The sequence below is a fragment of the Paeniroseomonas aquatica genome (assembly GCF_030409335.1).
Lineage (GTDB): Bacteria > Pseudomonadota > Alphaproteobacteria > Acetobacterales > Acetobacteraceae > Belnapia > Belnapia aquatica.
On sequence record NZ_JAUFPN010000046.1, the window covers coordinates 1 to 24,881 of the forward strand.

The following is a 24,881-nucleotide window of genomic DNA, read 5'->3' on the forward strand; positions in this document are numbered from 1 at the left end:
GGCGCCAAGTGTCGCCTATGTTACCGACTGGTGAGTAATTGTGGCCCAGCGACGCGCGCCAATTGGTAATACGGGAAATTCCAAGGCTCCACGCCGAAGATCACGCCGATCGGACTGCTCTCCATATGGGCTTCCCCGGCGGTTGGATGCAGTTTGACGGCAGCAAGAAAGCGTTCTGCGTTCTCGGCGTAGTAGGTGAGTATCTGCGAGCTAAATTGGACTTCACCGCGGGCCTCACTGATGCGCTTGCCCATCTCCATGGTCATGATCTGGGCGAAGTGCTCAGCCTGCTCATGCAGCAGGACGGCAGCTCGGGCCATGATCCCGGCTCGATGCGCGTAGCTCGTCTTTTTCCACGCGACAAAACACTCGGTGGCTGCGGCCACCTTGACCTCCAGTTGCTGGTCGGTGATTTCGGCGAACGACTGGACGAGCCGGTTATCAAATGGGTTGATGCTTTGATAAGCCATGATCAATCCTCGTTCTCTGCGGTTGCGCGCCCATCCAGGACTTCTGGGAGGGATGGCATACCTAGACGATGCAGACCACGGCACCGCCTCGGCCGACCATCAAGCATCACGGAATATTCGCCCGCTTCAGTTGTGACGATAGCCTCGGAAACTACTCATATGCCGCTGCCACAGAGAGTGAAATGGCGGCGCCAAACGTCAGGCAGGACGGTCAGAACCACCAAACAGGCTTTCTGGTAGGCATAAGCGGACCGTCATACGGCTTTATCTCGATTGGCTCTGAGTGGGATTGGGTTGTGTCCCACAGCGTGGAGTAGGAGCGATGCTCCCTGGCGGGCTGTACCGCGGTGTCAGGCAGCCGCAACTGGCAGGCTGACGGCTGGAGTATCGCTCACCGCGGCCATGGTCTGTCGTCGGCATCTTTCCCTACGAAAGCGCCATTACCCGCCTGATCTGCGCTATCCTGCTGGGAACAGTCCGACAAGTGGGCCACTCAAAATGCCCGCGATATGATGCTGGAAACCATCGGCAGCATCAGCGACAATTCCATTACCAGCCTGCCCGCCGTGGCCTCCCGACACGGCGGCTCAACCCGCCAATGAGCACAACTTATACACCACGCCGCGGGGCACGACCTGCGCAAGCTGTTTCATCACATTAGCAGGCTGCTGAAATTCGTAGCCAGAATTTCTCGTCCATGATTCGCTGTTGGCGCAGTTGGACGGGGTGGGAATGCGCGGCAGCGACGCGGTGGCTGGGTCCTTGTTCAGTTATATCGACCTGGAGAAACGGATCGGTGCCGACCATCCGCTACGGGTGATCCGAGGCGTGGTGAATGCCACGCTGACGGATCTGTCGGCAGCGTTCGACGCGCTGTATTCGCCGTTCGGGCGGGAATCGATCCCGCCTGAGAGATTGCTGCGGGCCCTTCTGCTGCAGGCCTTCTACTCGATCCGGTCGGAGCGGCAGTTGGTCGAGCGGATCGAGTTCGACCTGCTGTTCCGCTGGTTCGTCGGCCTTGGCGTGGACGACCCGGTGTGGGACGCCACGACCTTCACCAAGAACCGCGACCGCCTGCTGGAGGGCGACGTGGCTTTGAAGTTCCTGGCAACGGTGCTGGCGCAGCCTCGGGTCAAGGCGCTGCTTTCGACCGAGCACTTCTCGGTGGACGGCACGCTGCTGGAAGCCTGGGCCAGCACCAAGAGCTTCCGTCCAAAGGACGGCTCCGCCCCGCCGCTTGGCGCGGGGCGCAACAGCGAGCAGGACTTCCATGGCCAGACGCGCAGCAACGAGACCCACGCCTCGACCACCGACCCCGATGCCAGGCTCTACCGCAAGGGGCGCGGCAAGGAAGCCAAGCTGGCCTTCATGGGGCACGCGCTGATGGAGAACCGGAATGGGCTGATCGTCGGCGCGGTCGCCACCCGCGCTTCGGGCCATGCCGAACGGCTGGCCGCGCTGCACCTGATGGAGCCCCATGCCGACCGGCCACAAAAGGTCACGCTGGCGGGCGACAAGGGCTTCGACACGCGCGATTTCGTCGCCGAACTCCGCGAGATCAACGTCACCCCGCATGTGGCGCAGAACACCATTGGGCGGCGCTCGGCGATCGACGGCAGGACCACGCGCCACCCCGGCTATGCCATCAGCCTGCGCATCCGGAAGCGCATCGAGGAGGCCTTCGGCTGGGCCAAGACGGTGGCCGGGCTGCGCAAGGCGCGCCATCGCGGGCTGCCCAAGGTCGACTGGCAGTTCACCCTCGCCATGGCAGCCTACAACCTGGTTCGGCTGCCGAAGCTGCTGGCGGTGACGGCGTGATGCACGGCTTCCGTCCCGAGCCCGCCGCCGCCACCAAAAACCCACCCAGAAGCCGCATTCTCAGGCAACGACGCCGCTGAAACCGTATCCCCAAGACCAACCAGCCGATTTTCGGGACCGCTTTTCAGCAGCCTGTTAGTTCTGACCAGCGAGACTTGGAATGAGGCCACGCCCGCCGCCGAGGAAGGTGAGCGCGGCCTCGGCTCCAGCTACCGCCGCGGCGCTGGAGCTGGCGCAGGGGTCTGGGTCGGGGCGGGGCCATGTTGCACGTCGGGGCCGCTGCCGGGGTTGCCGGTGATCCTGCCACCCGAAGGACCGCCCATGTTGCCCCCCCCCATCCGGCTGTGGTCCATCTCGGGGCCGGCACCCTGCGGCGAAAGCGTGGGAGCCGGCCCGCCCGGACGTTGAACCTGGCCTTGTCCGCCCATCTTGCTGTGGTCCATATCGGGGCCGGCGTCCCCGCCCTGCGGTGAAAGAGTGGGCTGCGCCAGCGCCACACCAGACGCAAGTGTGGCAGCCAATGCGCCAATGGCGGCAAGCCGTGCGATTTTCAGAACCATGATGACTTTCTCTCCCTCGGTCGGTCCGCTGTGTTCTGTCGGTGCCGAATCCGGCATCGTGTCCGCGACTCCCGAGATGACGCGGAAGCATCGGATTCGTTTCAAGTGGTTCCGGGGTTGAGGCAGAACAAGGCCGCCACGCCGACGGGTAGCCAGGGTTAACCCACACCAGGCGGCACAGGGAAGAGGGAGGGCCCGTGCGCGTTACGTACAGGCGCCACAAATGCACTATCACCACTAGCCCGCCTTTTCGGCGATTGGTGAGGGGGCACAATGCCGCCGTCGGCGGTCACGACCTGACGGACGATGGCTGTATCAGCTTGACCATAGCTTCTACGTCAGTGGCCACGCTCAGCTTCATTGAGCGGTCGTGCATCTACTCGGTCCAGCGTGTCTTCTCCCCGTTGCGGTTGCCCACGAGGCACAGCGGATGCACTCGCGAGCGGCGGCGCATAGACATACTTTGTCAAAAAACTTCTATTGCTACAGCCGTCCCGCGGGACAAGGTTGAGAACAAGCAGAACGACCTCTGATGAGAGAGGTGCACTGCCCTGAAAACCATCCTACCCGGTCCCCGCCGCAATAGACGCACTTGTCGCGCAGCGCCCACCGATGTGGGCTCTAGGCGAATTATTAACAAAATCTATAGGGCGGCTTGTCGAAGCCGGACTACTCCCGCGTGGGCCGCATTGCCGTGCAGCTTACAACGTTGCCGTGGCACATCCGACGGGCAACCGGCGGCTTTGATGTGCTGTCCGCCTGCTGGCCCGCGGTTTGATCCGTCGCAAGGACAACATTGGTTGCGGTGCCTCACGGTGGCGTCCGTCGCGTGGAATGGATGAACACTAATGCTTCGCGTCGCATATGCGCCGTATGTAAATAGCAAAGGGATGCCGATCATGAAACAACTCCACAAATACTTCGTTATCGCCGCGGCCGCCGCAGCACTGACAGCCTGCACTGCAGCGAGCCAGCGCCAAATGGACCACAGCACCGCGCCCGGGCACGCTTCTGGCCAGGCGCCCGCTCACATTATGAATGCGCCGGGTGGCGGGCCGGAGGTGCACTATCCGGCGCCTGCGCCTGGTGGTGGTGTAAGCGGTGGCACTGCGACGTTGGTGCCGACGGGTAGTGGTTCGCCTGAAGTCGTCCATGGCGGACCCGGCTATGGCAACGCGGGGTCGCCTTACGGCGGGCGGATTACTGGAAACGCTGGGAGCGGTAGCGGCCCAACGGTCCAGCACGGGCGGGAGACTCCGTCGCGCGCCAACTGACGATACCGAGATGAGATCAAGGTGGATAACTTAAGGCGAAGATGGAGGCCTTAGGTAGCAGGTTTGGTGGCCCGCGGGTTGTGAGCCGGCGGCACTTGGACTGTTAAGCCAGTGCGCACCGCTGTTCAATCATCAGCTGTTTGCTGCACAACATCGGGCCTGCAGATTTGGCTGTGTCTCGGAGGCTAGTTTCCGCTTTTCTTTGTAAGAAATGTCGAACATCGGCGTCATCCTAAAATGGCTTGACGTCGTAAACGTACCTGTTTTCAGCGCTCCAATTCGTAACGAGGGCTATCAGAATGCCAAAGAAAATTTCGGTCGTCGCAGCAGCCGTGCTGTCGGTTCTCGTGCCTATGCTGCCGCGCGACGCCACAGCGGAGGAACCTATTCGCCTTGCCATGATGGAAATGATGCCGTCTGGCGAAGGTGCGATGCAGCCTCCTGCACCGGGTGCTGTGGGGATGCCTGGCATGCCGGCTGCCCCGACGACACCACCGGCGGCTGGCGGCGCAGGCGGCATGATGGACGACGACAAATCGCGCATGGGCGCCGGCATGCCCGGACAGGCGCCGACGGGCCAGGCGCAGCAGCAGCCGATGTCCATGTGTCCCATGTGCGCGAAGATGATGCAGGGCATGATGGGCGGCGCCGGCGCGCCGTCCGGCATGAGTGCGATGGGCGGCAGCGCAGCCATGGGTGGTGTGCTGCCTGCAGGCAGCTCCGCTGCGCGCCTGGAAGGCAGCATCGCGTTTCTGCGCACCGAGCTCCGCATTACTGATGCCCAAGCGCCGGCCTGGGACGCCTTCGCCGCTACACTGCGCGCCGGGCGCGAGCATCTGGACGCAGCTCGCGCCGCTCTGCAGGACAGCAGCACCGGTACCGACCCCCTGATGCGGCTCGAATCCTACGAGAACCACCTGAAGGCCCGCACCGAGGCGATCCATATGACACGGCTGGCCTTCACCACCTTGCAGGGCCAGCTCGACGAGCCTCAGAAGCGCACCGCAACCAGCACCATGCTGCCCTTCATCGGGACCTTCTGAAAACATGAGACAAAAAGGTCTGGGCCATTGGGGTGCCGCCGCATCGTTGCTCGGTGCGGCGCTGATCGGGACCGCGGCGGCCGAGGGCGAGTCCGGCGGCCACCTTGGGCATCATCCAGGCCAGCCCGTGCCTGCCGCTGAGGCGCCGGCGGCGGGCCCCGGCAACTCCATGTCGCCCCCGACGCCCGCCGCCGCCGCGCCTGGTGCCCAAGGCGGCGAGGGATGCGGTGGTGGGATGGGCTGCATGGGCGGCGGGCCGCGGCCATTCTACGCGGCCCTCCTTGACATGCCGGTGCTCACGCCGGAGGCGCGCCGCTTCATCGAGGCCGAGGCGGAGCGGCGCATCGGCTGGGGCTCGCAAGCGATCACCGCTGGCCAGGCACGGTTGCACCACGCGTTGGCGGCGAACGATTCAGTGGCCGTGCAGCAGGCGACGACCGGGGTCCGCGAGGGCCTACTGCAACTCGAGAGCGGAACATCGGCGCTGCGCGCGATCGAGAGCGGCACACCGCCGCGACAACTTGCCCTAGCCTGGTTTAGGAACCAGCTCGCCGTGCCAGCCGCGGAGCCGCAAATGGTAATGGGTGACGGTCCCTGGGGGCTGTCCTGGTACCACCTGACGACAATGGCGTTTCTGGTCGCCGCCCTGGTTGGAGCTTTGCTGATCCAGTATGCCCGGATGCGGCGGATCGGCAGACTGGTCGAACGCCTTACGCCCGCTGCCCCCGGCGCCGCACCGGGTCCTGCGCCCACCGTTGAAGGAAAACCTGACGCAGAGGCCCCAGCCAAGGCCGGTGTGACCCCACCGGCCAAAGCCGACGCGGCGCCAAGCGGTGCGAAAAAGCCGTGGTCAGGCAAGCTCCGCGTTGCGGCGATCTTTCGAGAAACTCCCAACGTCAAGACCTTCCGGCTCATGAACCCTGAAGGCGGGGATATCCCCTTCACTTACGAGCCGGGCCAGTTCGTTACTTTCTCCGCCGAGATCGACGGCAAACCGGTGCGACGCTCGTACACCATCGCCTCCTCCCCCTGTCAGCGCAGCTCCGTCGAGATCTCCGTCAAGCGCGAGGAGCAGGGCGCCGAATCCCGCTACCTGCATGACCAGGTGGCAGTCGGTGATTTTCTGCAGGTCTCTGGCCCCACGGGGGCCTTCACCTTCACCGGCAAGGAGGCCGGCAGCATCGTTCTAATAGCCGGCGGCATCGGCATCACCCCGATGATGTGCGTGACCCGCTGCCTGACCGACCGCTCCTTCCCCGGCGACATCTTCTTCTTGTACGGCGCGCGTACGGCCGAGGACTTCGTTTTCCGCGAGGAGCTCGACTATCTCGAGAAGCGGCATGCAAACCTGCACGTCACGGCGACGATGGGGAGCGCCTCGGATTCGACTTGGCTGGGGGCGCAGGGTCCTGTCTCGAAGGCGTTCATCGAGCACGCCGTACCAGATATCGCCCGGCGGCGCGTCCATATCTGCGGCCCGCCGCCAATGATGGAAGCGGTTAAGGCCTCGCTCCTCGAACTCGGCGTCGCCAAGGATAAGATCAAGACGGAGGCCTTCGGACCGGCCCAGGGTCGGGTGCCGCCAGGCCCGGCACCCGCCGCCACCGAACCGCCAGCCCCGGCACCTGCCGGCACGCCATCGGGCCCGGAGGACACCGCGCTACCCACCGCCACCGCGCAGGTCGAGTTTGCGACGTCGGGCAAGACCGCGCCGCTGGCGCCCGACCAGACCGTGTTGGAAGCGGCCGAGGCGATCGGTGTCGAAATCGATTATTCTTGCCGGGTCGGCACCTGCGGCACCTGCGTGGTACCGCTCAAGTCCGGCACAGTGACGATGGAGGTCGAAGAGGGATTGCCGCCGGAGGAGAAGGCAAAAGGCATTATCCTGGCCTGCCAAGCGAAATCAGTCGGCAACCTTGTGGTCGAGGCCTGACCATGGGCGAGAAGGAGCGCCTCTCGGTTTCCACCTTGCTGATCGGGGTGGCCCTGTTCGCGCCCGGCTTTCTGCTGCACGTGGCGCCGCGCTTCCCAGGGAGCTTGGCCGGCGGCCTGCTCGGCATCGCCGGCGCCCTGCTGTTCGTGCTGCTGCTGGCCTATTCGTTGGCCAAGCGCATCCCCTGGCTGAAGCAGCGGACCTCGCTGCGCGGGGTGCTCTCGTTCCACGTCTACGCCGGCGCGGTCGGAGCAGTGCTCGGGATCCTGCATACCGGCCATACCTATCAAAGCCCGCTTGGGATCGCCCTGGTCGTGGCGATGCTGACCGTCGTACTCAGCGGCTTCGTCGGTCGCTACTACCTGGCACAGATCGGCACCGACATCCGCGACGAGCGGCAGGAACTCGGCACGCTGCGAACCCGCTATGATGCGATCGCCTCAGGCATCGCCGCCGCGCTGCAGGGCGGTACAGTTCCGGCTGCCAAGCCGGCTTTGCCCGGCTTGCCCATTCCGGCCCTGGTCGCCGGCATCGCCGATCTGGAACACGCGGTCGGCCAGCGGGAGGCCCTGAAACGGGCCCTCAACCGCTGGGTAGTGCTGCACATCGTCGCAGCGCTCGTGCTCTATCCGCTGCTGGCGCTGCACATCTGGAGCGGCATCTACTACGGCCTCAGGTGGCTGCCATGAAGATGACCACCTTCACCTATGCGACATTGGGAGCAATCGGCCTCGCGGCAGCCATTACGATCCCGGTGACACTGTATCGCTCCGGCTCGGCGGAGGTCCCGCTTTGGAGCGTAGCGGCGATTCCTGGGCCACTCTCCGCGGTGCACGACTTCCTCGGCGCACAGTGCGAATCCTGCCACACGCCGACCCGCGGGGTGGAAGCAGCATCCTGCTTGACCTGCCACGCCACCGCCGCACCGGAGTTGCTGACGAAGCTCTCCACCACATTCCACAGCAACATCGGCGAATGCGCCGGCTGCCATGTCGAGCACCAAGGCCGCGACCGCCGCCCGATCAACATGGATCATGCGGTGCTCGCCACGGTGGGCCACTCCAGAGCTGCCGAAGCCGCTGCTGGCAGCCCGCCTGCGGGCGAGGCCGGCTTTCGCCACGCCGTGGCGCAGCTGCAGGCACTGCTCGATGGTAGCGGGGCGGATCTGGTCGGCGGCTCCCTGGCCCCACGGCCATTGCCGGCCGCCACGCAGACCACACTCGACTGCGCGGGTTGCCATGCCAACCGTGACGCCCACCAAACGCTGTTCGGCCGTGACTGCGCTGGCTGTCACAACGTCGTTGCCTGGACGATCCCCGCCTACGTGCATCCGTCGCCCCGCTCGCAGGACTGCGTGCAGTGCCACCAGGCGCCGCCCAGCCATTACATGATGCATTTCGAGATGATGGACCGGACGATCGCAGGGCAAAGCAACGCACGCGTCGAACAATGCTTCCTGTGCCACCAGACCGATGCTTGGAACAACATCCGCGGCGTCGGCTGGCGCAAGATGCACTGATGCCGATGCGTCCCACCCTGGCGTTGTTCCGGTCGGCGGCGAGCGCTGAGCATGAGGTTATGCTGTGCGGCAAGAAAGTGGCGAGGGAGAGGTCCGAGATGGACGATCACGTCAACAGGCCAGAAAGCGTACCAGGGAGCACCTGGGGCAGCGCAGGCCACCGGATGTCTCGCGCGCACATCCGCGCTGCGGTGGTCCCGGCTATGCGGTGGGTGGGCGGAGGCCGCCGCACACTGCTTGCCGCGCTTCCTGCTCTCGTGTTTGCGGCAGCGCCGCGCCGAGCCGCGGCGCTGGATCCGGACGGCGCCTTCCGGCAGGCGGGCGGCCTCGCCATCTACCTCGTCGTGGTGCCGGCCGCTGTAGTCCGTGGGCATCCACCGGAACACACTGGCCGCGGCGCGCACGGCGGCGTGCCAGAGGGCCGCTACGTCCATCACCTCTTAGTCGCACTGTTCGACGCAAGGACAGGCACGCGGGTTACCGATGCGGGGGTGACGGCAGTGGTGCATGGCCTGCGTCACACGCCGGAAGACTCGATCGCGCTGGAACCGATGACAGTCGCCGGAGCCAACGCCTTCGGTGGCTTCGCTACGCTGCCCGCACGCGACTACTTCCGCATCGAGATCGAGGTGCTGCAGCCCGGTCGTACCGCAGTACATGTGGTTTTTCCACACCGGCACTTCCAGCCATGAAACGGGGCCATGCCAGCATCCGGCTCACGGATCAGTGGTCCGGGTATTTCCACTCGTACGTCGACGATCAATCGGTCGCGTCAGTAGTCGCAACCCGCCTCCGATCGCCGGAGTTCAAGGCCATAGGTCGTGCCACCGGCCTTGCAGTCACTCTGCTCCTTGCCACCGCCGGATGCGCCCCGGTAGCGCCCTACCATCCCGGACCGCACACCGGACATCCGGCTACAACGAACCGCGGGGATGGCCACGGATCGACCATGCCTTCGGCCGACCAAACCGGTGCAGGTGGCGTCTATCAGGGCCAGGGTGGCCAAGTGTCGGACCACCAGCAGCATGGCCTGGATCGAGGGAGCCAATCCTATGGTGGCGCTGGCTACGGAACCGGTGCCTACGGCCACATCCGATGACCGCCCGCGCCCGCGCCGCCGCAGAAGGAGGATCGCCATGAGCGCGACACCGCAAACGACCGCGGCCGGCGGACCGTCCTGCCGACCTCAGGGCAGCCAGTGCATCGCGCTCATTCTGCAAGGCGGCGGCGCGCTCGGCGCCTACGAGGCGGGCGTCTACCAAGCGTTGGAAGAGGCGGAACTACACCCGGATTGGATCGTCGGGGTTTCGGTCGGCGCCATCAGCACGGCGCTCATCGTCGGCAACCCGCCCGCGGTCCGCTGCCGCGCCACATGGACGGGGTACTGGGGCGCGAGAACGACACCCGCTAGCCCTTGCGCAGCCGGATGAACACTAACGCCTACACGCGGCTTCGACGCTGGCAGCTGAGCCTGAGGCGCCCATTGGCCAAGGTGCCGGAGGAGCGGCTGGACGACGACGGGCAGGCGATGCGCCGCCGGCTTGATCAGCTGCTGCGCCTGCTCATCCTACAGGTGATCTATCAACGGAAAGCCTACGAGGAGCAGGCCCAAGACTGCGAGTTCGGCGCTGAGACGATGCGCGAGCACTGGGCAAGCGGGCTGGAGGACACGCGCGCCACGCTGTGCCGGCGGGAATGGCTGCGGATGCCTGAGAAGAATCCCGGCATCGCGGTGCAAGCTGTACATTGCGTGCCAGGATGAGTTGCATGGGAGCAGGACCTTCAAGCCTTTGTTTGGGCTCCGCCCTGCCTACCGTCTTGGCGGCCGCGTCCGGCAGGGAGAGCATCAAGAGCGGAATGCGGAGGGGTCGCTGCGGCCTTGGCCAGGCCGACCCAAGGAACGGCGGAAACTGCGCTCGGCCATACGCGGCAGAGAGGAAAATACATGGATGCATGTCATACACTGCGACACGGTTCGATATCGCATGCCGGGCTATTCCTTCTGATCTGCGGCCTTCTGCTGGTTGGTTGCGGATCCGGTCAGGGCTTCCAGGCACTGTCGTCGGAAGGCGTGCGCGGCATATCAAGCCCGTCTGGCCCCGGTGGACGCCTCGGTACCTGGCCAGGACGGGGTCCCCTAAGCTGAACCACATTATGCTCGAGGACGCGGTCCGTTGGGTTGCGTCCGGTTTCGAGGCTGCGGGCGTCGCCGCCATCCTCATTGTCTCCCTCGCCGCCACGGTACGGTTCTTTCGACATACCAGAGTGGCGTCGGACTGGATCGCCGGCCTGCCCGCCTACCGCACCGATCTCGGGCGCGGCGTCTTGCTCGGGCTGGAGCTGCCGGTGGCCGCGGACATCCTTGGCACGGTGGCCGCATCGCCGACCTTCGATAACCTTGGCGTACTGGCACTGTTAGTGCTCATCCGGATCCTGCTGAGCATCTCGCTTAGCGTCGAGATCGAAGGGGCCTGGCCTTGGCGCCGCCGCGAACTGGAGCAGCACTCGGCGCAGGTGGGTGGCCCCCGGCAAACGCAGCGGTCCGAACCGTGAGGCTGAACAGTACGCAAAAAACTACGCTGGCGGGTGCTGACCATACTCACCTTGGGTCGGCGCCATTAGCCCAATTTACCCGGGAGCTTCGACATGACCAAGCGCCTCCTTGTTGTCATTCTTCGCTCCAAAACGATGGCTTGTAATGTTGTCAGGTCATAGCCGCGGCGCCGCTTAGCTACGGCAACTTCGAGGCCAGCCTTGAATCAACCAAACGTCTTTTTTGCCAGACATTCGGATGAGGTGCAGCCATGCCAAGGGAAATAGCGTCTCTCAACACCGGCACGCTAAAGCCGTCGACGCGGCAAAGCCGGAAAGCCCACCTGATCGGAGGTGGGATCGGATCACTGGCGGCAGCCGCCTTCATGATCCGTGACGGGCAGGTTCCTGGTGAGAACATCTTCATCTATGAAACCATGCCCGTCCTTGGCGGCAGTCTCGACGGCGGCGGCAATCCCGATAGTGGTTATATGCTGCGCGGCGGCCGGATGCTCACCACTGATAATTATGAATGCACATGGGATCTCTTCAGGACCATTCCTTCCCTTGCGGATCCCGGCCAAAGCGTTTTTGACGAGACGGTTGCGTTCTACCTGCTGCACAAACCGCACTCGATGGCACGACTGGTCGACCGCAACCGGCATAGGGTCGCCGTCCAGTCGATGGGCTTCTCAATGGCCGACCGCATCGAGCTTTTGAAAATCGTCGAAGCCAGTGAAGAACGGCTCGGCGCGAGCTCAATCACCGACTGGCTTTCGCCGCCGTTCTTCGAAACGAATTTCTGGTATATGTGGGCGACGACGTTTGCATTTCAGCCTTGGCACAGCGCTGTCGAGTTCCACCGCTACCTTCACCGTTTCATGCTCGAATTCAGCCGGATTGAGACACTGGCAGGCGTCAAGCGGACGATCTTCAACCAGTATGACTCGCTGGTGCGGCCATTATTGCACTGGCTTGAGGCGCGCGGGGCTCGATTCACTACGGACTGTACCGTGACCGATATCAATCTCAGAGACGATCATGGCATGGTTCTCGTGGCAAATCTCATGACGATGTGCCGAGGGGTACCGGCGACGATTCCGATCGACGATGGCGACCTAGTTTTTTTCCAAAACGGTTCCATGACTGATGCTTCCAGTTTCGGTTCTATGACCAGTGCGCCAGCAAAACTGACCAAAGCTGACAGCGGCGGCTGGACGCTGTGGGAAAAGCTGGCAATGCAGAGGCCTGAATTCGGCAACCCCACCGCATTCAATTCTAGCATTGCCGAATCCTGCTGGCATTCCTTTACCGTGACACTGAAGGATCCGGCGTTCTTTGACCGCATGCTTGCATTCTCTGGCAACGAGGCCGGAACGGGCGGGCTGGTCACATTCCGGGATTCAAACTGGTTCATGTCGATCGTGCTGGCGCACCAGCCGCATTATATCGGCCAGCCCGATGGTGTGCAGGTATTTTGGGGCTATGCACTGCATCCTGATCGTATCGGCAACTTCGTCGCCAAACCGATGGCCGATTGTACCGGCGCGGAAATTCTGCACGAGCTTTGCGGTCATCTCAACTTTGACAAAGCAACGGTCGCCTCAGCGATCTGCATCCCATGCAGGATGCCGTACATCACTAGCATGTTTATGCCGCGGGCGCGCAGCGACCGTCCACTACCGGTACCGGCGACTTCCAAGAATCTGGCGTTTGTCAGTCAGTTCGTTGAAATTCCCGATGACGTGGTCTTCACTGTCGAATATTCGGTTCGTGCAGCCCAAATGGCAGTCTATCAGTTGCTCGAAATCGACCGCGCCGTACCGCCGATCATACATCACGATCAGTCGGTCAAGGTCAAACTGAACGCCGTAATCAAGGCCTTCCAATGATCGACCGTTCCAGGCGTCGGTCGCGCCCGGTGTGGTGGTGCCGAAGCGGTTTATCCCGTGGAGCCCGGGCAAGTTCGAATGGCAAGGCGCAACCCGGACCATCGGAGCCCACGATCTGCGATTGCCACAACGCCTATTATGGGCTTCTGGCGAATAGCGCGGATGCCGGTGGCTTGCGCAACATTACAGACTTGCCCGCCGTTGGCCAGACGGGACACGGCGTCCCGGCCCTCGATCCCCTCCGTCGCCGCGCGAAGAACCTGAACGATCTGGGCGTTCCCGGCGGTGCCGCGGACCGGCTGCTCATTCACCCTGGCATGCTGCGCGGGCGGCAGTGCGAAAAGACCTGCTCCGACGGGAGCCGGTGCGTTCCATGAGTAGCCGGCCGATTGAGGATTACGCCCTACTTGGCGACCGCAAGACTGCCGCGCTGGTGGCGCGCGACGGCTCGGTGGACTGGCTGTGCTGGCCACGCTTCGACTCCGGCGCCTGCTTCGCTGCGCTCCTTGGCGGCCCGGAGCACGGGCACTGGCAGATCGCGCCGGCCGACCCTGCGCCACGCGTCAGTCGGCGCTACCGCAAGGGTACGCTGGTACTCGAGACAGAGTTCGAGACGGCAGCGGGCGCGGCGACACTGATCGACTTCATGCCGATCGACGACGGAAGGTCCGACCTCATACGTATCGTGGTCGGCCGCCGCGGCCGGGTCACCATGCGCACCGAGTTGGTGATCCGCTTCGACTACGGCGCGGTGGTGCCCTGGGTAACCCGGCTGGAGGATGGCACCGGGCTGCGCGCCATTGCTGGACCCGACATGCTCACCGTGCGCACCCCCGTGCCGCTGCGCGGCGAGGGGATGACCAGCATGGGCGAGTTCACCGTGGCGGCGGGCGAACGGGTGCCGTTCGTCCTCACTTACTCACCCTCGCACCTGACGTCGCCACCTGCGCCGGCCGAGGCCGAGGGAGCGCTGGCGGCGACGGAGGCGTCCTGGCTCACCTGGTCGGCACGCTGCCGGTACGGAGGCGATTGGCGCGAGGCGGTGCACTGCTCGCACATCGTGCTTAAGGCGCTCACCTACGCGCCGACGGGCGGGATCGTCGCGGCCCCCACCACTTCACTGCCAGAGCGGATCGGCGGGCCGCGCAATTGGGATTACCGCTTCTGCTGGCTGCGCGACGCGACCTTTACGCTGCTCTCGCTACTTGACGCCGGTTACCGGGAGGAAGCGCAGTCCTGGCAGGACTGGTTGCTACGGGTAGCGGCCGGCAGCCCCTCGCAAATGCAGATCATGTACGGTGTCGCCGGCGAGCGCCGGCTGCTAGAATGGGAAGCAAGTTGGCTGCCGGGCTACGCCGGATCGCGTCCCGTGCGCGTTGGCAATGGCGCCGCCGGTCAGTTCCAGCTTGACGTCTACGGCGAGGTCGTGGACGCGCTGCACCAGGCACGCGCGGCGGGGCTCAGCCATAGCGAGCCAGGGTGGGCGCTGCAGCGAGCGCTGGTCGAGCACCTCGAAACCATCTGGGACCAGCCCGACGAGGGGATCTGGGAGGTGCGAGGTGGCCGGAAACACTTCGTCCATTCCAAAGTGATGGCTTGGGTCGCGTTCGACCGTGCAGTGCAAAGTGTCGAGCATTGGGGGCTCAGTGGCCCGGTCAAGCGTTGGCGGGGGCTGCGCGCAAGAATCCACGAGGAGGTCTGCCAGAAAGGCTTCGACCCAGAGCTTGACAGCTTTGTTCAGTCCTACGGCGCAAAACACCTGGACGCGAGTCTGCTGCTGATCCCGCAGGTGGGTTTCCTGGCTCCCGAGGATCCACGCCTTCGTGGCACACTGGCTGCAATCGAGCGGCGCCTCGTGCGAGACGGGCTGGTGCTGCGCTATGACACCGAGGCGACAGCGGACGGAATGCCGCCCGGTGAAGGCGCTTTTTTGGCCTGCAGCTTTTGGCTGGCCGACAACCTGATGCTGCAGGGTCGGCGCGCCGAAGCGCGGGCGCTGTTCGAGCGGCTGCTGGCGCTGCGCAACGACGTCGGGCTGCTGGCCGAGCAGTACGATCCGCAGGCGCGGCGCCAGCTCGGCAACTTCCCGCAGGCCCTGTCGCACCTGGCACTGACTAACACAGCGCGCAACCTCTCCATGACCACAGGGCCGGCGAAGCGGCGTGCAAATGCAGGAAGGACACCCACGTGAGCGGCGACCCTGCCTGTCCGCTTGTGGGCCAGAAGATTTTTGATGCCGGAGCTCACAGCGTGCGGATCATTGGCGACACTGATATCGCCGGGGCAGCCGTCGGCGAGGCGGTGATGGCGCACCCGAGCAAGACGTTGGACTTGAATAACCTTCCGGTGGCCAACGACAGCAATCGCTCAGCGCGACGTCAAAGGCTTTTCCGTCGAGCGACGAAACGCAAGCATCGTCGTGAACGTGCCGGGCGACTGCTATGCCATGCGTGTGATGCCGCCGGGGATGAAGTGCAAGGATTAAGGCGCATGATGAACGCCGGGTCGACGTACGACCTTTGCACTTCAGATCAAAAGTCCCTCGAAGCAAAGTGCCAGTGACACAAAATTTCCCAAGCACCGAAGGAGATGATCCATGCCAATAACATTGTCCGTTCCTGGGGCCGCCATTCCTAGCATGGTTCGGCGTGACCTGCTGCGGGTCGCTGGGGCGACTGGGTTGCTAATGGGGCTTACTGGCTCCGCGCCAACCTATGCTCAGACTCCGGCCGCCGGGGCACCGGGGCTGGCCTCGATTGGCGGAAGCCCCATCGATCTTGTCATCGAGAAGGTGGCCTTTGCGGTGGATGGCCGCATTGGCAGCGCTGTCGCGATGAACCGTACGGTGCCAGGCCCGGTAATTCGGCTGCGCGAGGGCGAGGATGCCGTCCTCCGCGTCACTAACCGCCTCGAGGAGACTAGCTCGATACATTGGCATGGGCTGATTTTACCACCCGGTATGGACGGCGTGCCGGGCGTCAGCTTTGCCGGTATCCGGCCCGGCGAGACCTTCGTCTACCGCTTCCCAGTGCGACAGAGCGGTACCTACTGGTGCCATAGCCACTCCGGTGGACAGGAGTTACTCGGCCTCTACGCGCCGCTGATCATCGACCCTGCTGGGCCGGAGCCCTTCCGCTACACCCGCGACCATGTGGTGATGCTGTCGGACTGGAGCTTCGAGCCGCCCGAGCAGCTTCTCGCCCACATGAAGAGCCTTCCCAGCTACTACAACTACCAACAGCGCACAGTGAGCGAGTTTTTCCGCGACGCCCGTCGAGACGGCTTAGGGGCGGCAGTCAGCAACCGGCTTGATTGGGGGCGGATGCTAATGGATCCCACGGATATTTCCGATCTTACCGGCGACACTTACCGGTTCCTGATGAACGGTTTGGCAGTGGCAGACAACTGGACTGGGCTGTTCCGACCGGGCGAAGCGGTCCGGCTGCGCTTCATCGATGCCGGTGCCATGACTGTTTTCGACGTGCGGATCCCGGACCTCAAGATGACCGTGGTGCAGGTCCACGGGCAAAATGTGAAGCCGGTCGAGGTGGATGAGTTGCGGATTGCTCCTGGCGAGACCTACGACGTCATCGTGCGGCCTGGAAATCGCGCCTACACGGTGTTTGCCGAGGCCTCGGACCGCAGCGGCCACGCCCGCGGCACACTGGCGCCGCGGCCCGGCATGAGCGCCGCGGTTCCGCCGCGCCGACCCCGTCCAACGCGCACCATGGCCGACATGGGGATGGATATGAGCGGTATGGCAATGGGTGGTGGGGCAATGGGGGCCGATGCGATGGCCGGTGCGCCGCCGGCCGCAGCCGGCCACGGCGGTATGGCCATGCCTGCCGGAAACGCTATGCCAATGCCCGGGGCGATTCCTGGACCGGGCCTGCCTGGCGGTCCGCCGGTGGCGCATGGGCCGGACACCCATGGCGTCGGCAGCTCTTCGGTTGCCATGGTGGAACGCAGCCGACTCGACGAGCCGGGTCTCGGCCTTGGCGGCGACGGCTGGCGCGTGCTGACCTATGCAGATCTGCGCAGCGTCGCACCGCAACCTGACCAGCGCGAGCCAGGGCGTGCCGTCGAGCTGCATCTGACCGGAAACATGGAACGCTACATGTGGTCGTTCGACGGCAAGAAGTACTCCGAGGCGCCGGACGCTGTTCGGTTTCGCTACGGCGAACGGATTCGCATGGTGCTGGTCAACGACACCATGATGGAGCACCCGATCCATCTGCACGGCATGTGGATGGAACTGGAGAATGGCGGCGGGCCGAACCAGCCTCGCCTGCACACCGTGCTGGTGAAGCCCAGTGAGCGCCTAACTGTTGCCATCACCGCCGATGAACCCGGACGCTGGGCAATGCACTGCCACCTCTTGCTGCACATGGAGATGGGGATGTTCCGCGTCGTCGAAGTGGCCTGAGCAAGGAGCCAAAAGAAATGCGAACGACCACGGGAAGCGGCGCCCTTCGGCTGGCCGTGCTGGTTTGGCTACTGGCACAGCCGCTCGCCTCGCGCCCAGCGCTGGCCCAAGCGCAACCAACACCTACCGAAGCAGGTATGGAAGGGATGACGATGCCAGCAGCCGGGGTCGCCGTGCCAGCCGCCGCCGCGCCCAATCCTGGCGGCGGGGCGGGCGTCGTCAGGCTGCCGAACTTCGCGGCGACCGCAGGCTGGCCAAGCCCGGTCAACGACAAGCAGTTCAACAGCTTTTTGCTGTTCGATCTGCTCGAGTTTACGCGTGCCCCGAACTTCGAGGCGGCGCGCTGGGACATCGTTGGCTGGTACGGCGGCGACATCGAGCGAGCTTGGGTCAAGACCGAGGGGCGCTACAACGCCGCGCGACGGGTCGGCGACACGGATTTGCAGCTGCTGTACGGGCGGCTCATCTCGCCCTTCGTCGATTTCCAGGCCGGGATCCGCTACGAGCAGCAATTGAGCCGGACCAACACCCGAGGCCGCAGCTTCGCGGTGGTTGGGGTGCAGGGGCTGGTGCCCTATGGAGCAGAGCTTGAGGCGGCCGTCTTCGTCAGCCAAAACGGTGACGTGTCGGCGCGAGCAACGGTAGCCCAGAATATCCTGTTGACGCAGCGCCTGATCCTGCTGCCACGCTTCGAATTTAACGCCGCGATTCAACGAGCCGCGCGCTACGAGGTCGGCGCGGGGCTAAACGACATCGAGATCGGTGTCCGCCTGCGCTACGAGATCCGCCGCGAATTTGCCCCCTATATCGGCGTTTCCTGGCTGCGCAGCTTTGGTCAGACCGCCACCCTGCGCCGCGCGGAGGGGGAAGACCAGAGCATATTCCAGGTAGTAACCGGCATCAGGATGTGGTTCTGAACGGCCAACCATGCCCGAAGGTGATCTAACAGGCTGCTGAAAAGTGGTCTTGGAAAGCGGCTGGTCGGGCTTTGGGACAGGCGTTCAGTGGCAGCGGCGCCTAAGAATGCTGCTTCTGGGGCTGTTTTTGGCGGCGTCGGCGGGCTCTGGGCGGAATCCTAGCGTCACGCTGCTGCCACCAGCAGCTTGGGCAGCCGAACCAGGTTGTAGGCTGCCATAGCGAGGGTGAACTGCCAGTCGATTTTGGGCAGCCCGCGATGGCGCGTCTTGCGCAGCCCCGCCACGGTCTTGGCCCAACCGAAAGCCTCCTCGATCCGCTTGCGGATGCGCAGGCTGATGGCATAGCCGGGATGGCGCGTGGTCCGGCCGTCGATCGCCGAACGCCGCCCGTTGGTGTTCTGCGCCACATGCGGGGTGACGTTGATCTCGCGGAGTTCGGCTACGAAGTCCTGCGTATCGAAGCCCTTGTCGCCTGCCAGCGTGACCTTCTGCGGCCGATCGGCATGCGGCTCCATCAGGTGCAGCGCAGCGAGCCGCTCGGCATGGCCTGAGGCGCGGGTGGCGAGCGCGCCGACGATCAGGCCGTTCCTGTTCTCCATGAGCGCGTGGCCCATGAACGCCAGCTTGGCCTCCTTGCCGCGGCCCTTGCGGTAGAGCCTGGCATCGGGGTCGGTGGTCGAGGCGTGGGTCTCGTTGCTGCGCGTCTGGCCATGGAAGTCCTGCTCGCCGTTGCGGCCCGCGTCGGGCGGCGGGGCGGAGCCGTCCTTCGGCCGGAAGCTTTTGGTGCTGGCCCAGGCTTCCAACAGCGTGCCGTCGACCGAGAAGTGCTCGGTCGAGAGCCGTGCCTTGACCCGGGGCTGCGCCAGCACCGTGGCCAGGAACTTCAAAGCCACGTCGCCCTCCAGCAGGCGGTCGCGGTTCTTGGTGAAGGTCGTGGCGTCCCACACTGGGTCGTCCACGCCGAGGCCGACGAACCAGCGGAACAGCAGGTCGAACTCGATCCGCTCGACCAACTGCCGCTCCGACCGGATCGAGTAGAAGGCCTGCAGCAGCAAGGCGCGTAGCAGTCGCTCCGGCGGGATCGATTCCCGCCCGAACGGCGAATATAGCGCGTCGAACGCGGCCGAGAGATCCGCCAGCGTGGCATTTACCACGCCGCGGATCACCCGCAGCGGATGATCAGCACGCACCCGCTTCTCAAGGTCGACATAGCTGAACAAGGACCCAGCCACCGCGTCGCTGCCGCGCATTCTCACCCCATCCGACTGCGTCAACAGCGAATCGTGAACGCGCAATTCAGGCTACGAATTTCAGCAGCCTGCTAAGCGCCATGTGTACGGTCAGGTACCATTATAGCCTGGCAGCATGACGCGTTGAAGCCTTACAGCTGATTGCTGAAGAGCAGGAAACATCATCTCTCTACGCCCAACCGGAAATGGGTTTGGTGCAGAGAACGCCAAGACGGTAGCGGGTTGCGTAATTACAGCAAAAAAAGAGAGTCAAGTTGGTGGCCTAGCCATGTGGCGACAGCCCTCGGCACACTCGCGACACAGCATCGCGCAACGGCGCATTTGTGAGTCCTCGTTGAAATTTTCGCAGTCCTTGGCACAAGCATCGCAAAGTTGTGCACAGGCGCCGCAGAAGACGAGGTGTTGCAGCGACTGCCGAAGCAGTGAGTTAGCGGTTACTTGGCATATTTCCGCGCAGTCGAGCAGCAGTGTAAGTTGCATGATCGCGGCATGAGCACCTCCTCGTTCGGCGCAATGGCGCCACGTCTCCACGCACATAGCGTGTGTTCGGGCACAAATTTCTGCGCATTCCCGCGAAGTCATTACATGATGGTTCATGCCAGGCATCGCGCGGGTCTCGCTGCCAGTCCCCTGTGCGGCGGCTTGACGCGGTTGAATGATTATCGCAGCAACCGCACCGGGGACGGTAAACAATTCTCGGCGGATTGGCATCGAGTGATGCTCCTTGTTTGCGGTTAGACCTTGGCATACAGAGATGAGCAGGAACAACTTTACCCGTTTTCAGCATGCCAGGAGTTGCACTGCCGCAATCCGTAATCGTGGTGGCATGCGTCCTCACGAATCCCCTCATTTTTTTAATGCCGGTCTAGCCCCGATTCGGGCGGTCTTTGTAGAGGTTTAGGCTCAAGTGGGGCTGGAGCATTGGGGTGGACAAGGCGGGTCATCGGGGCGGGCGTCCGGGCGAAGTGCGGTCGTTCATCGGCGAGTTGTACGGGCCTGACCTGCATGCCAAACGGATCGACGCCCTGGCGGGCGCTACGCTTGGGGTGATGGCGGCGGCCTCGCTCGCGGTGGCGATGATCGGCCACGCCTTGGCCCAGGCGCGTGGTCTGGTGACCAAGCACGCGGTCAAACAGGTGGACCAACTGCTCAGCAACAATGGCATCGACGTACGGGACTGTTTCGCCCGTTGGGTGCCGCATCAGTTGAGCGGTCGTGGGGACGCCCTGGTGGCGATGGATTCGGCGGATTTCGACCATGACGGCCAATCGACGCTGGTGCTGAGCTTGGTCACCGGCTACGGCCGCGCGGCACCGCTGCTCTGGCTGACCGTCTGGAAGGAGGAGATTGCGACCCGGCGCAACGACTACGAGGACGCCTGCCTACGCCGCCTGGCCGAACTCGTGCCGCCAGGCTGCTGGGTGACGATCCTGGCCGACCGCGGCTTCGGCGACCAGAAGCTGTTCGCCTTCCTGGGCGAGTTGGGCTTCGGCTACGTCATCCGCTTCCGCGGCAACATCCGCGTCGCCGCCGAGGATGGCGAGACGAAGCCGGCGGCCGGACGGGTTGGAAAGGGCGGCCGCGCCCGCAAGCTGCGCCATGCCCGGGTGATGGCGCAGGGCCGCCAGGTGGGCGCCGTGGTCTGCGTCCATGCCAAGGGCATGAAGCAACCCTGGTGCCTGGCCGCGAGCGACCCGAAGGCGACGGCGGCGGTGCTGGTCAACCACTACGCCCGCCGCTGGACAGTCGAGCCTGCCTTCCGCGACACCAAGGATCTGCGCTTCGGCATGGGGCTGTCCGCCACCCGCATCGGCGAGCCAATGCGGCGCGACCGACTGCTGCTGGTCAGCGCCTTTGCCACCGCGCTGCTTACCCTGCTCGGCGCGGTCGGTGAAGCCTCGGCATGGACCGGCTGCTGAAGTCCAATACGAGCAAACCCGCACCCACTCGCTGTTCTGGCAGGGCTGCATGCTCTACGGCCTCATCCCCAACATGCCAGAGCACAGGCTGGCGCCACTGATGCAGAACTTCGCCAACGCGGTATTAAAGACCGGCGTATTCACGCCGAAAAATGATAGCGCGAAATGAGGGGATGAGTGAGAACCGAACCTCCACGCCAGAGCCGGCAGCACGCCGTATCGAACCCTTACGCGCCTCGTAAGCGCCACCTACGAGCTCAGCCACCATGGTCGTGTTGTCTGCCATACCCAAGACATCGATCAAAAGCAGCCGACAGCTCAAAACGGAGAGCAGCTGACGGTTACCCCGCCAGCAGGGTCTTAGAGCGTTTTCCTATCAGTCTGCGTCATAGCCTGCGGCGGCAAAGTAGTTAGTGCACTCGGTTGGGGTGAAGGTGTCGATGATGCGGCCGATGGCCGCCCACAGGCCATCGAGGGTGCGTTCAGCTGCTGTGCGGAGCGCTGCCTTCAGCTTGGCGAAGGCCTGCTCGATTGGGTTGAAGTCCGGGCTGTAGGGCGGGAGGTAGAGCAGGTTGGCGCCTGCGGCCTCGATGGCGGCCCTGACGCCTGCGCCCTTGTGGCTGCCAAGGTTGTCCGTGACGACGACATCGCCAGGGCGGAGCTCAGGCACCGGCGCTTGGTCGACATAGTCCTGGAAGAGCGAGCCATTGATCGGCCCATCGAGCACCATAGGCGCGACGATGCCGGTGTTGCGCAGGCCGGCGACGAAGGTGGTGGTCAGCCAATGGCCGTGTGGGATGGCGGCGCGTAGCCGCTCGCCCCGGGGTGCCCGGCCGTGGGTGCGGGCCATGTTAGTCGAGGCCCAGGTCTCATCAATGAACACCAGCTGGTCCGGGTCGAGGTCAGGCTGAGCTTCGAACCAGGCCCAGCGCCGCCTCAGGACGTCCGGGCGATCCTGCTCCTCGGCGTGGGCAGACTTTTTTTCCATGTCATCCGCCGCCGGTCGAAGAAGCGCCACAACGTGCCGATGCCGGCCGAAACACCAGCCTCAGCCAACTCGGCCTGGATCTCCCGCAGCGTGATGTCCGACTTCTGGTCGACGAGACGGAGGATCAGCGCCGCATGCGCCTCGATCTGTGCCGAGCGCCGGTCCCCACCGAGCGGCCCTGGCGCGACCGAACCCACCTTTCGTGTCAGCGCCGCCCACCGGACTGCGCTGGCTGCGCTCACCCCGAAGCGAGCCGCCGCCGCACGGCAGGACGACCCCGCCGCGATCGCCGCCACCACGCGTTCCCGCAAGTCGACCGACAGCGCCTTAGACATCTCCATCGCCCCCTTTGCCGAGGAGCAACTGAATCACCTCCGCGCCGCTTTGTGGATCACAAGCGATTCAGTCAGGCCGGAAACCGCTCTAGAGTCCATCCGGGATCATATGGTTTTCTGACATAGCCTTCGAAGCATGCGGCGGACGGAGGCCCATCGCAGGAAGGCAAGCGCGCGGCGGTTCAGGCACTCCCAATCCTTGGCCAATCGTCGGCAGCGGTTGAGCCAGGCGATAGTGCGCTCGACGATCCAACGCTTCGGCAGCACGACGAACTTGCGCAACTCGGATCGCTTGACGATCTCGAGGTTGATCTGGCGGCAAGTCGTGCGCAATCCGTCCTGAAAGCTGACGCCTTGGTACCCGCCGTCGGCGTAAAGCTTCAGCAGGAACGGGTAGAGGCCGAATAGTGACCCCATCAGCAGCACGCCACCATCACGGTCCTGGATGTCGGCGGCGTGGATGATGGCCTGCATCCGCAGGCCTTGGGTGTCGACAAGGACGTGCCGCTTCTTGCCCTTGATCTTCTTGCCCGCGTCGTAGCCCGAGAGGTCGATGCAGGCCCCCCCTTTTCCGCGCTCTTGACGCTCTGGCTGTCGATGATCGCGGCCGTCGGGCTGGCCTCGCGTCCAGCCTGCTCCCGGCACAGCACGTAGAGCGCGTGGTGGATCCGATCGAGCGTCCGGTCCTCGTCCCAGCGCCGCAGGTAGTCGTTCACCGTGCTCCGCGGTGGCAGGTCCTTCGGCAGTGCTGCCCACTGGCAGCCGGTGCGCAGGATGTACATCACCCCATTCAGCACCGCGCGCACGTCGATCGTCCGCTTGTTGCCGCCGCCCTTCGCAGGCGGGATCAGCGGGCCGACAATCGACCACTCCTCATCGGTTAGGTCGCTCGGGTAGCGCAGCTTGCTGCGATCGTATTTCGGCCGGTTCTCGGGCGTCCACATGGCCGCTCTTTTTCCAAAAGCCGCCGCCGCGAGCCAATCACAACCGATTCAGATAAATCGGTATGTTCCCGGATGGACACTTAAGGTTATCACACGACTAGTCGCGGTCGAGCAGCAACGTGAAACAGATCGCCACTACCCATGTGGCGGAGCGGAAGATTCGGAACCACGAGCTGACCACCATGCGCGACACGCTGCAGGGACTGGCGAAGGCCTGCCTCGACGACCATATGCCGAATGCCCCATCCCGTGGAACCTCAGCGTCGCGGCGCCGGGCTGGGCTTTCGCTGCTAGCCGCTGCCGCGCGGCCGCAGCGATGCATTGATGCTACCCTGCTGCCACGAACCACGTTCTCTCTCTAGGAGGATCGCATGATAGCCGCCACCGATACTCAGCTCATGGCTACTGGTCGGCGGGACACGCTGCGGCTGGTCCTGACGGTTCTGCTGGGCGCTGCTGGGGCGGCTACCGGCACCGTTGCCGCGGCCGCCCAGGCAATCCGCGTCGAGGTTTGGAAAGACCCAAGTTGTGGCTGCTGCGACGGCTGGATCCGCCATTTACGCGCCGCTGGTTTCGAGGTGGTAGTGCAGGAGGTGGTGGATGTGCGTCCCCTCAAGACTGCGCATGAGGTGCCAGAGGAACTGTGGTCGTGCCACACCGCCGCGGTGGGCGGCTACTTGGTAGAAGGCCACGTTCCCGCCTCTGACATTTACCGGTTGCTGGCGGAACGCCCGGCGGCGAGGGGCCTCTCGGCGCCCGGGATGCCGCCCTCCTCGCCGGGCATGGATATGCCTGGCACGCCGTATGAGGTGGTGGCCTTCGGGGCGCCGAAAGGCAAGACGCCAAGCAGCAGCTGGGTTTGGGCCCGGCACTAAGCAGTTGGCCGGTCTACCACTGCGGCCGCTTCGACTTGCTAGGTTGTGCAACGGCTTGGCGCAGGTTCGCTCGCAACGATGGCAGCTTTCGGCACAGATGCGACAATGTTCGTGCATGCCTACGTGGTGCTCGATTTCTACGAACGCCTAAGCTGGACTTTGGCCATTTCCTTGGGCTGAGGCGGC

19 protein-coding genes and 2 pseudogenes are annotated in these 24,881 nt (G+C 64.3%); 17 read left to right on the forward strand and 4 right to left on the reverse strand.

The features are described from left to right. Positions 1-20 precede the first annotated feature (20 nt). Complete coding sequence (locus QWZ14_RS05705; RefSeq protein WP_290315665.1) at positions 21-470, reverse strand: aldehyde dehydrogenase family protein; 450 nt, start codon at positions 468-470, stop codon at positions 21-23. 403 nt (positions 471-873) lie between these two features. On the opposite strand from QWZ14_RS05705, the pseudogene QWZ14_RS32135 reads away from it, so the two are divergent. The 15 genes and pseudogenes from QWZ14_RS32135 to QWZ14_RS05780 all read left to right on the forward strand — a co-directional run. Next, positions 874-1,072 (forward strand): annotated as a pseudogene (locus tag QWZ14_RS32135) (hypothetical protein); the annotation flags it as partial. Positions 1,073-1,202: 130 nt separating this feature from the next. Further along, positions 1,203-2,288: an IS5 family transposase gene (locus QWZ14_RS05715; RefSeq protein ID WP_290315685.1), complete on the forward strand. Its 1,086-nt coding sequence runs from the start codon at positions 1,203-1,205 to the stop codon at positions 2,286-2,288. Positions 2,289-4,421: 2,133 nt separating this feature from the next. Next, on the forward strand, positions 4,422-5,165 hold the full coding sequence (locus tag QWZ14_RS05720; RefSeq protein WP_290315667.1) for a Spy/CpxP family protein refolding chaperone: 744 nt from the start codon (positions 4,422-4,424) through the stop codon (positions 5,163-5,165). Between the two features lie 286 nt (positions 5,166-5,451). After that, positions 5,452-7,098, forward strand: coding sequence for a 2Fe-2S iron-sulfur cluster-binding protein (locus QWZ14_RS05725; protein ID WP_290315668.1), 1,647 nt, complete (start codon positions 5,452-5,454; stop codon positions 7,096-7,098). 2 nt (positions 7,099-7,100) lie between these two features. Further along, positions 7,101-7,787, forward strand: coding sequence for a hypothetical protein (locus tag QWZ14_RS05730; protein ID WP_290315669.1), 687 nt, complete (start codon positions 7,101-7,103; stop codon positions 7,785-7,787). Then, positions 7,784-8,617, forward strand: a complete 834-nt coding sequence (locus QWZ14_RS05735; protein WP_290315670.1) for a multiheme c-type cytochrome — start codon at positions 7,784-7,786, stop codon at positions 8,615-8,617. The genes QWZ14_RS05730 and QWZ14_RS05735 overlap by 4 nt, the downstream gene beginning before the upstream one ends. 98 nt (positions 8,618-8,715) lie before the next feature. Next, the gene (locus QWZ14_RS05740; protein WP_290315671.1) at positions 8,716-9,309 is read left to right on the forward strand and encodes a hypothetical protein; all 594 of its coding nucleotides are present in this window, start codon (positions 8,716-8,718) and stop codon (positions 9,307-9,309) included. Between the two features lie 444 nt (positions 9,310-9,753). Further along, positions 9,754-10,047 carry a patatin-like phospholipase family protein gene (locus QWZ14_RS05745; RefSeq protein ID WP_290315672.1) on the forward strand — a complete coding sequence of 98 codons (294 nt, stop codon included), beginning with the start codon at positions 9,754-9,756 and terminating at the stop codon, positions 10,045-10,047. Next, complete coding sequence (locus QWZ14_RS05750; protein WP_290315673.1) at positions 10,044-10,379, forward strand: DUF3734 domain-containing protein; 336 nt, start codon at positions 10,044-10,046, stop codon at positions 10,377-10,379. The genes QWZ14_RS05745 and QWZ14_RS05750 overlap by 4 nt, the downstream gene beginning before the upstream one ends. A 392-nt stretch (positions 10,380-10,771) precedes the next feature. After that, positions 10,772-11,170 (forward strand): DUF1622 domain-containing protein, encoded by a 399-nt coding sequence (locus QWZ14_RS05755; protein ID WP_290315674.1) that lies wholly within the window; start codon positions 10,772-10,774, stop codon positions 11,168-11,170. A gap of 251 nt (positions 11,171-11,421) precedes the next feature. Next, on the forward strand, positions 11,422-13,041 hold the full coding sequence (locus QWZ14_RS05760) for an oleate hydratase (protein WP_290315676.1): 1,620 nt from the start codon (positions 11,422-11,424) through the stop codon (positions 13,039-13,041). A 364-nt stretch (positions 13,042-13,405) separates the two neighbouring features. After that, on the forward strand, positions 13,406-15,232 hold the full coding sequence (locus QWZ14_RS05765; protein WP_456307219.1) for a glycoside hydrolase family 15 protein: 1,827 nt from the start codon (positions 13,406-13,408) through the stop codon (positions 15,230-15,232). Then, positions 15,229-15,603: a hypothetical protein gene (locus tag QWZ14_RS05770; RefSeq protein ID WP_290315678.1), complete on the forward strand. Its 375-nt coding sequence runs from the start codon at positions 15,229-15,231 to the stop codon at positions 15,601-15,603. Before QWZ14_RS05765 ends, QWZ14_RS05770 begins: the two co-directional genes overlap by 4 nt. Positions 15,604-15,679: 76 nt before the next feature. Beyond that, entirely contained in the window at positions 15,680-17,467 is a 1,788-nt protein-coding gene (locus QWZ14_RS05775) for a copper resistance system multicopper oxidase (protein ID WP_290315686.1), read from the forward strand. Between the two features lie 17 nt (positions 17,468-17,484). After that, on the forward strand, positions 17,485-18,384 hold the full coding sequence (locus QWZ14_RS05780; RefSeq protein ID WP_290315679.1) for a copper resistance protein B: 900 nt from the start codon (positions 17,485-17,487) through the stop codon (positions 18,382-18,384). Between the two features lie 164 nt (positions 18,385-18,548). Here the strand turns inward: QWZ14_RS05780 and QWZ14_RS05785 are convergent, their stop codons facing one another. Beyond that, on the reverse strand, positions 18,549-19,634 hold the full coding sequence (locus QWZ14_RS05785; RefSeq protein ID WP_290315680.1) for an IS5 family transposase: 1,086 nt from the start codon (positions 19,632-19,634) through the stop codon (positions 18,549-18,551). Positions 19,635-20,599: 965 nt separating this feature from the next. Here QWZ14_RS05785 and QWZ14_RS05790 point away from each other — a divergent pair. Beyond that, positions 20,600-21,722, forward strand: a pseudogene (locus QWZ14_RS05790) (IS4 family transposase). Between the two features lie 207 nt (positions 21,723-21,929). Here QWZ14_RS05790 and QWZ14_RS05795 read toward each other — a convergent pair. After that, positions 21,930-22,876 (reverse strand): IS630 family transposase gene (locus tag QWZ14_RS05795; RefSeq protein WP_290315682.1). Its coding sequence is split into 2 segments (ribosomal slippage): positions 21,930-22,537 and positions 22,537-22,876, totalling 948 coding nucleotides; the frame shifts between segments, so codons are not numbered across the junction. Between the two features lie 105 nt (positions 22,877-22,981). Beyond that, positions 22,982-23,820 (reverse strand): IS5 family transposase gene (locus tag QWZ14_RS05800; protein WP_290315683.1). Its coding sequence is split into 2 segments (ribosomal slippage): positions 22,982-23,442 and positions 23,442-23,820, totalling 840 coding nucleotides; the frame shifts between segments, so codons are not numbered across the junction. Between the two features lie 371 nt (positions 23,821-24,191). Here QWZ14_RS05800 and QWZ14_RS05805 point away from each other — a divergent pair. After that, positions 24,192-24,695, forward strand: a complete 504-nt coding sequence (locus QWZ14_RS05805) for a DUF411 domain-containing protein (protein WP_290315684.1) — start codon at positions 24,192-24,194, stop codon at positions 24,693-24,695. The last annotated feature ends 186 nt before the right edge of the window (positions 24,696-24,881 follow it).

Bases quoted from the DNA above. Each gene is read 5' to 3' on its own strand.
- QWZ14_RS05705 (WP_290315665.1), bottom strand. From the start codon at position 470: ATGGCTTATCAAAGCATCAACCCATTTGATAACCGGCTCGTCCAGTCG.
- QWZ14_RS05715 (WP_290315685.1), top strand. From the start codon at position 1,203: ATGCGCGGCAGCGACGCGGTGGCTGGGTCCTTGTTCAGTTATATCGAC.
- QWZ14_RS05720 (WP_290315667.1), top strand. From the start codon at position 4,422: ATGCCAAAGAAAATTTCGGTCGTCGCAGCAGCCGTGCTGTCGGTTCTC.
- QWZ14_RS05725 (WP_290315668.1), top strand. From the start codon at position 5,452: ATGCCGGTGCTCACGCCGGAGGCGCGCCGCTTCATCGAGGCCGAGGCG.
- QWZ14_RS05730 (WP_290315669.1), top strand. From the start codon at position 7,101: ATGGGCGAGAAGGAGCGCCTCTCGGTTTCCACCTTGCTGATCGGGGTG.
- QWZ14_RS05735 (WP_290315670.1), top strand. From the start codon at position 7,784: ATGAAGATGACCACCTTCACCTATGCGACATTGGGAGCAATCGGCCTC.
- QWZ14_RS05740 (WP_290315671.1), top strand. From the start codon at position 8,716: ATGGACGATCACGTCAACAGGCCAGAAAGCGTACCAGGGAGCACCTGG.
- QWZ14_RS05745 (WP_290315672.1), top strand. From the start codon at position 9,754: ATGAGCGCGACACCGCAAACGACCGCGGCCGGCGGACCGTCCTGCCGA.
- QWZ14_RS05750 (WP_290315673.1), top strand. From the start codon at position 10,044: ATGAACACTAACGCCTACACGCGGCTTCGACGCTGGCAGCTGAGCCTG.
- QWZ14_RS05755 (WP_290315674.1), top strand. From the start codon at position 10,772: ATGCTCGAGGACGCGGTCCGTTGGGTTGCGTCCGGTTTCGAGGCTGCG.
- QWZ14_RS05760 (WP_290315676.1), top strand. From the start codon at position 11,422: ATGCCAAGGGAAATAGCGTCTCTCAACACCGGCACGCTAAAGCCGTCG.
- QWZ14_RS05775 (WP_290315686.1), top strand. From the start codon at position 15,680: ATGGTTCGGCGTGACCTGCTGCGGGTCGCTGGGGCGACTGGGTTGCTA.
- QWZ14_RS05780 (WP_290315679.1), top strand. From the start codon at position 17,485: ATGCGAACGACCACGGGAAGCGGCGCCCTTCGGCTGGCCGTGCTGGTT.
- QWZ14_RS05785 (WP_290315680.1), bottom strand. From the start codon at position 19,634: ATGCGCGGCAGCGACGCGGTGGCTGGGTCCTTGTTCAGCTATGTCGAC.
- QWZ14_RS05805 (WP_290315684.1), top strand. From the start codon at position 24,192: ATGATAGCCGCCACCGATACTCAGCTCATGGCTACTGGTCGGCGGGAC.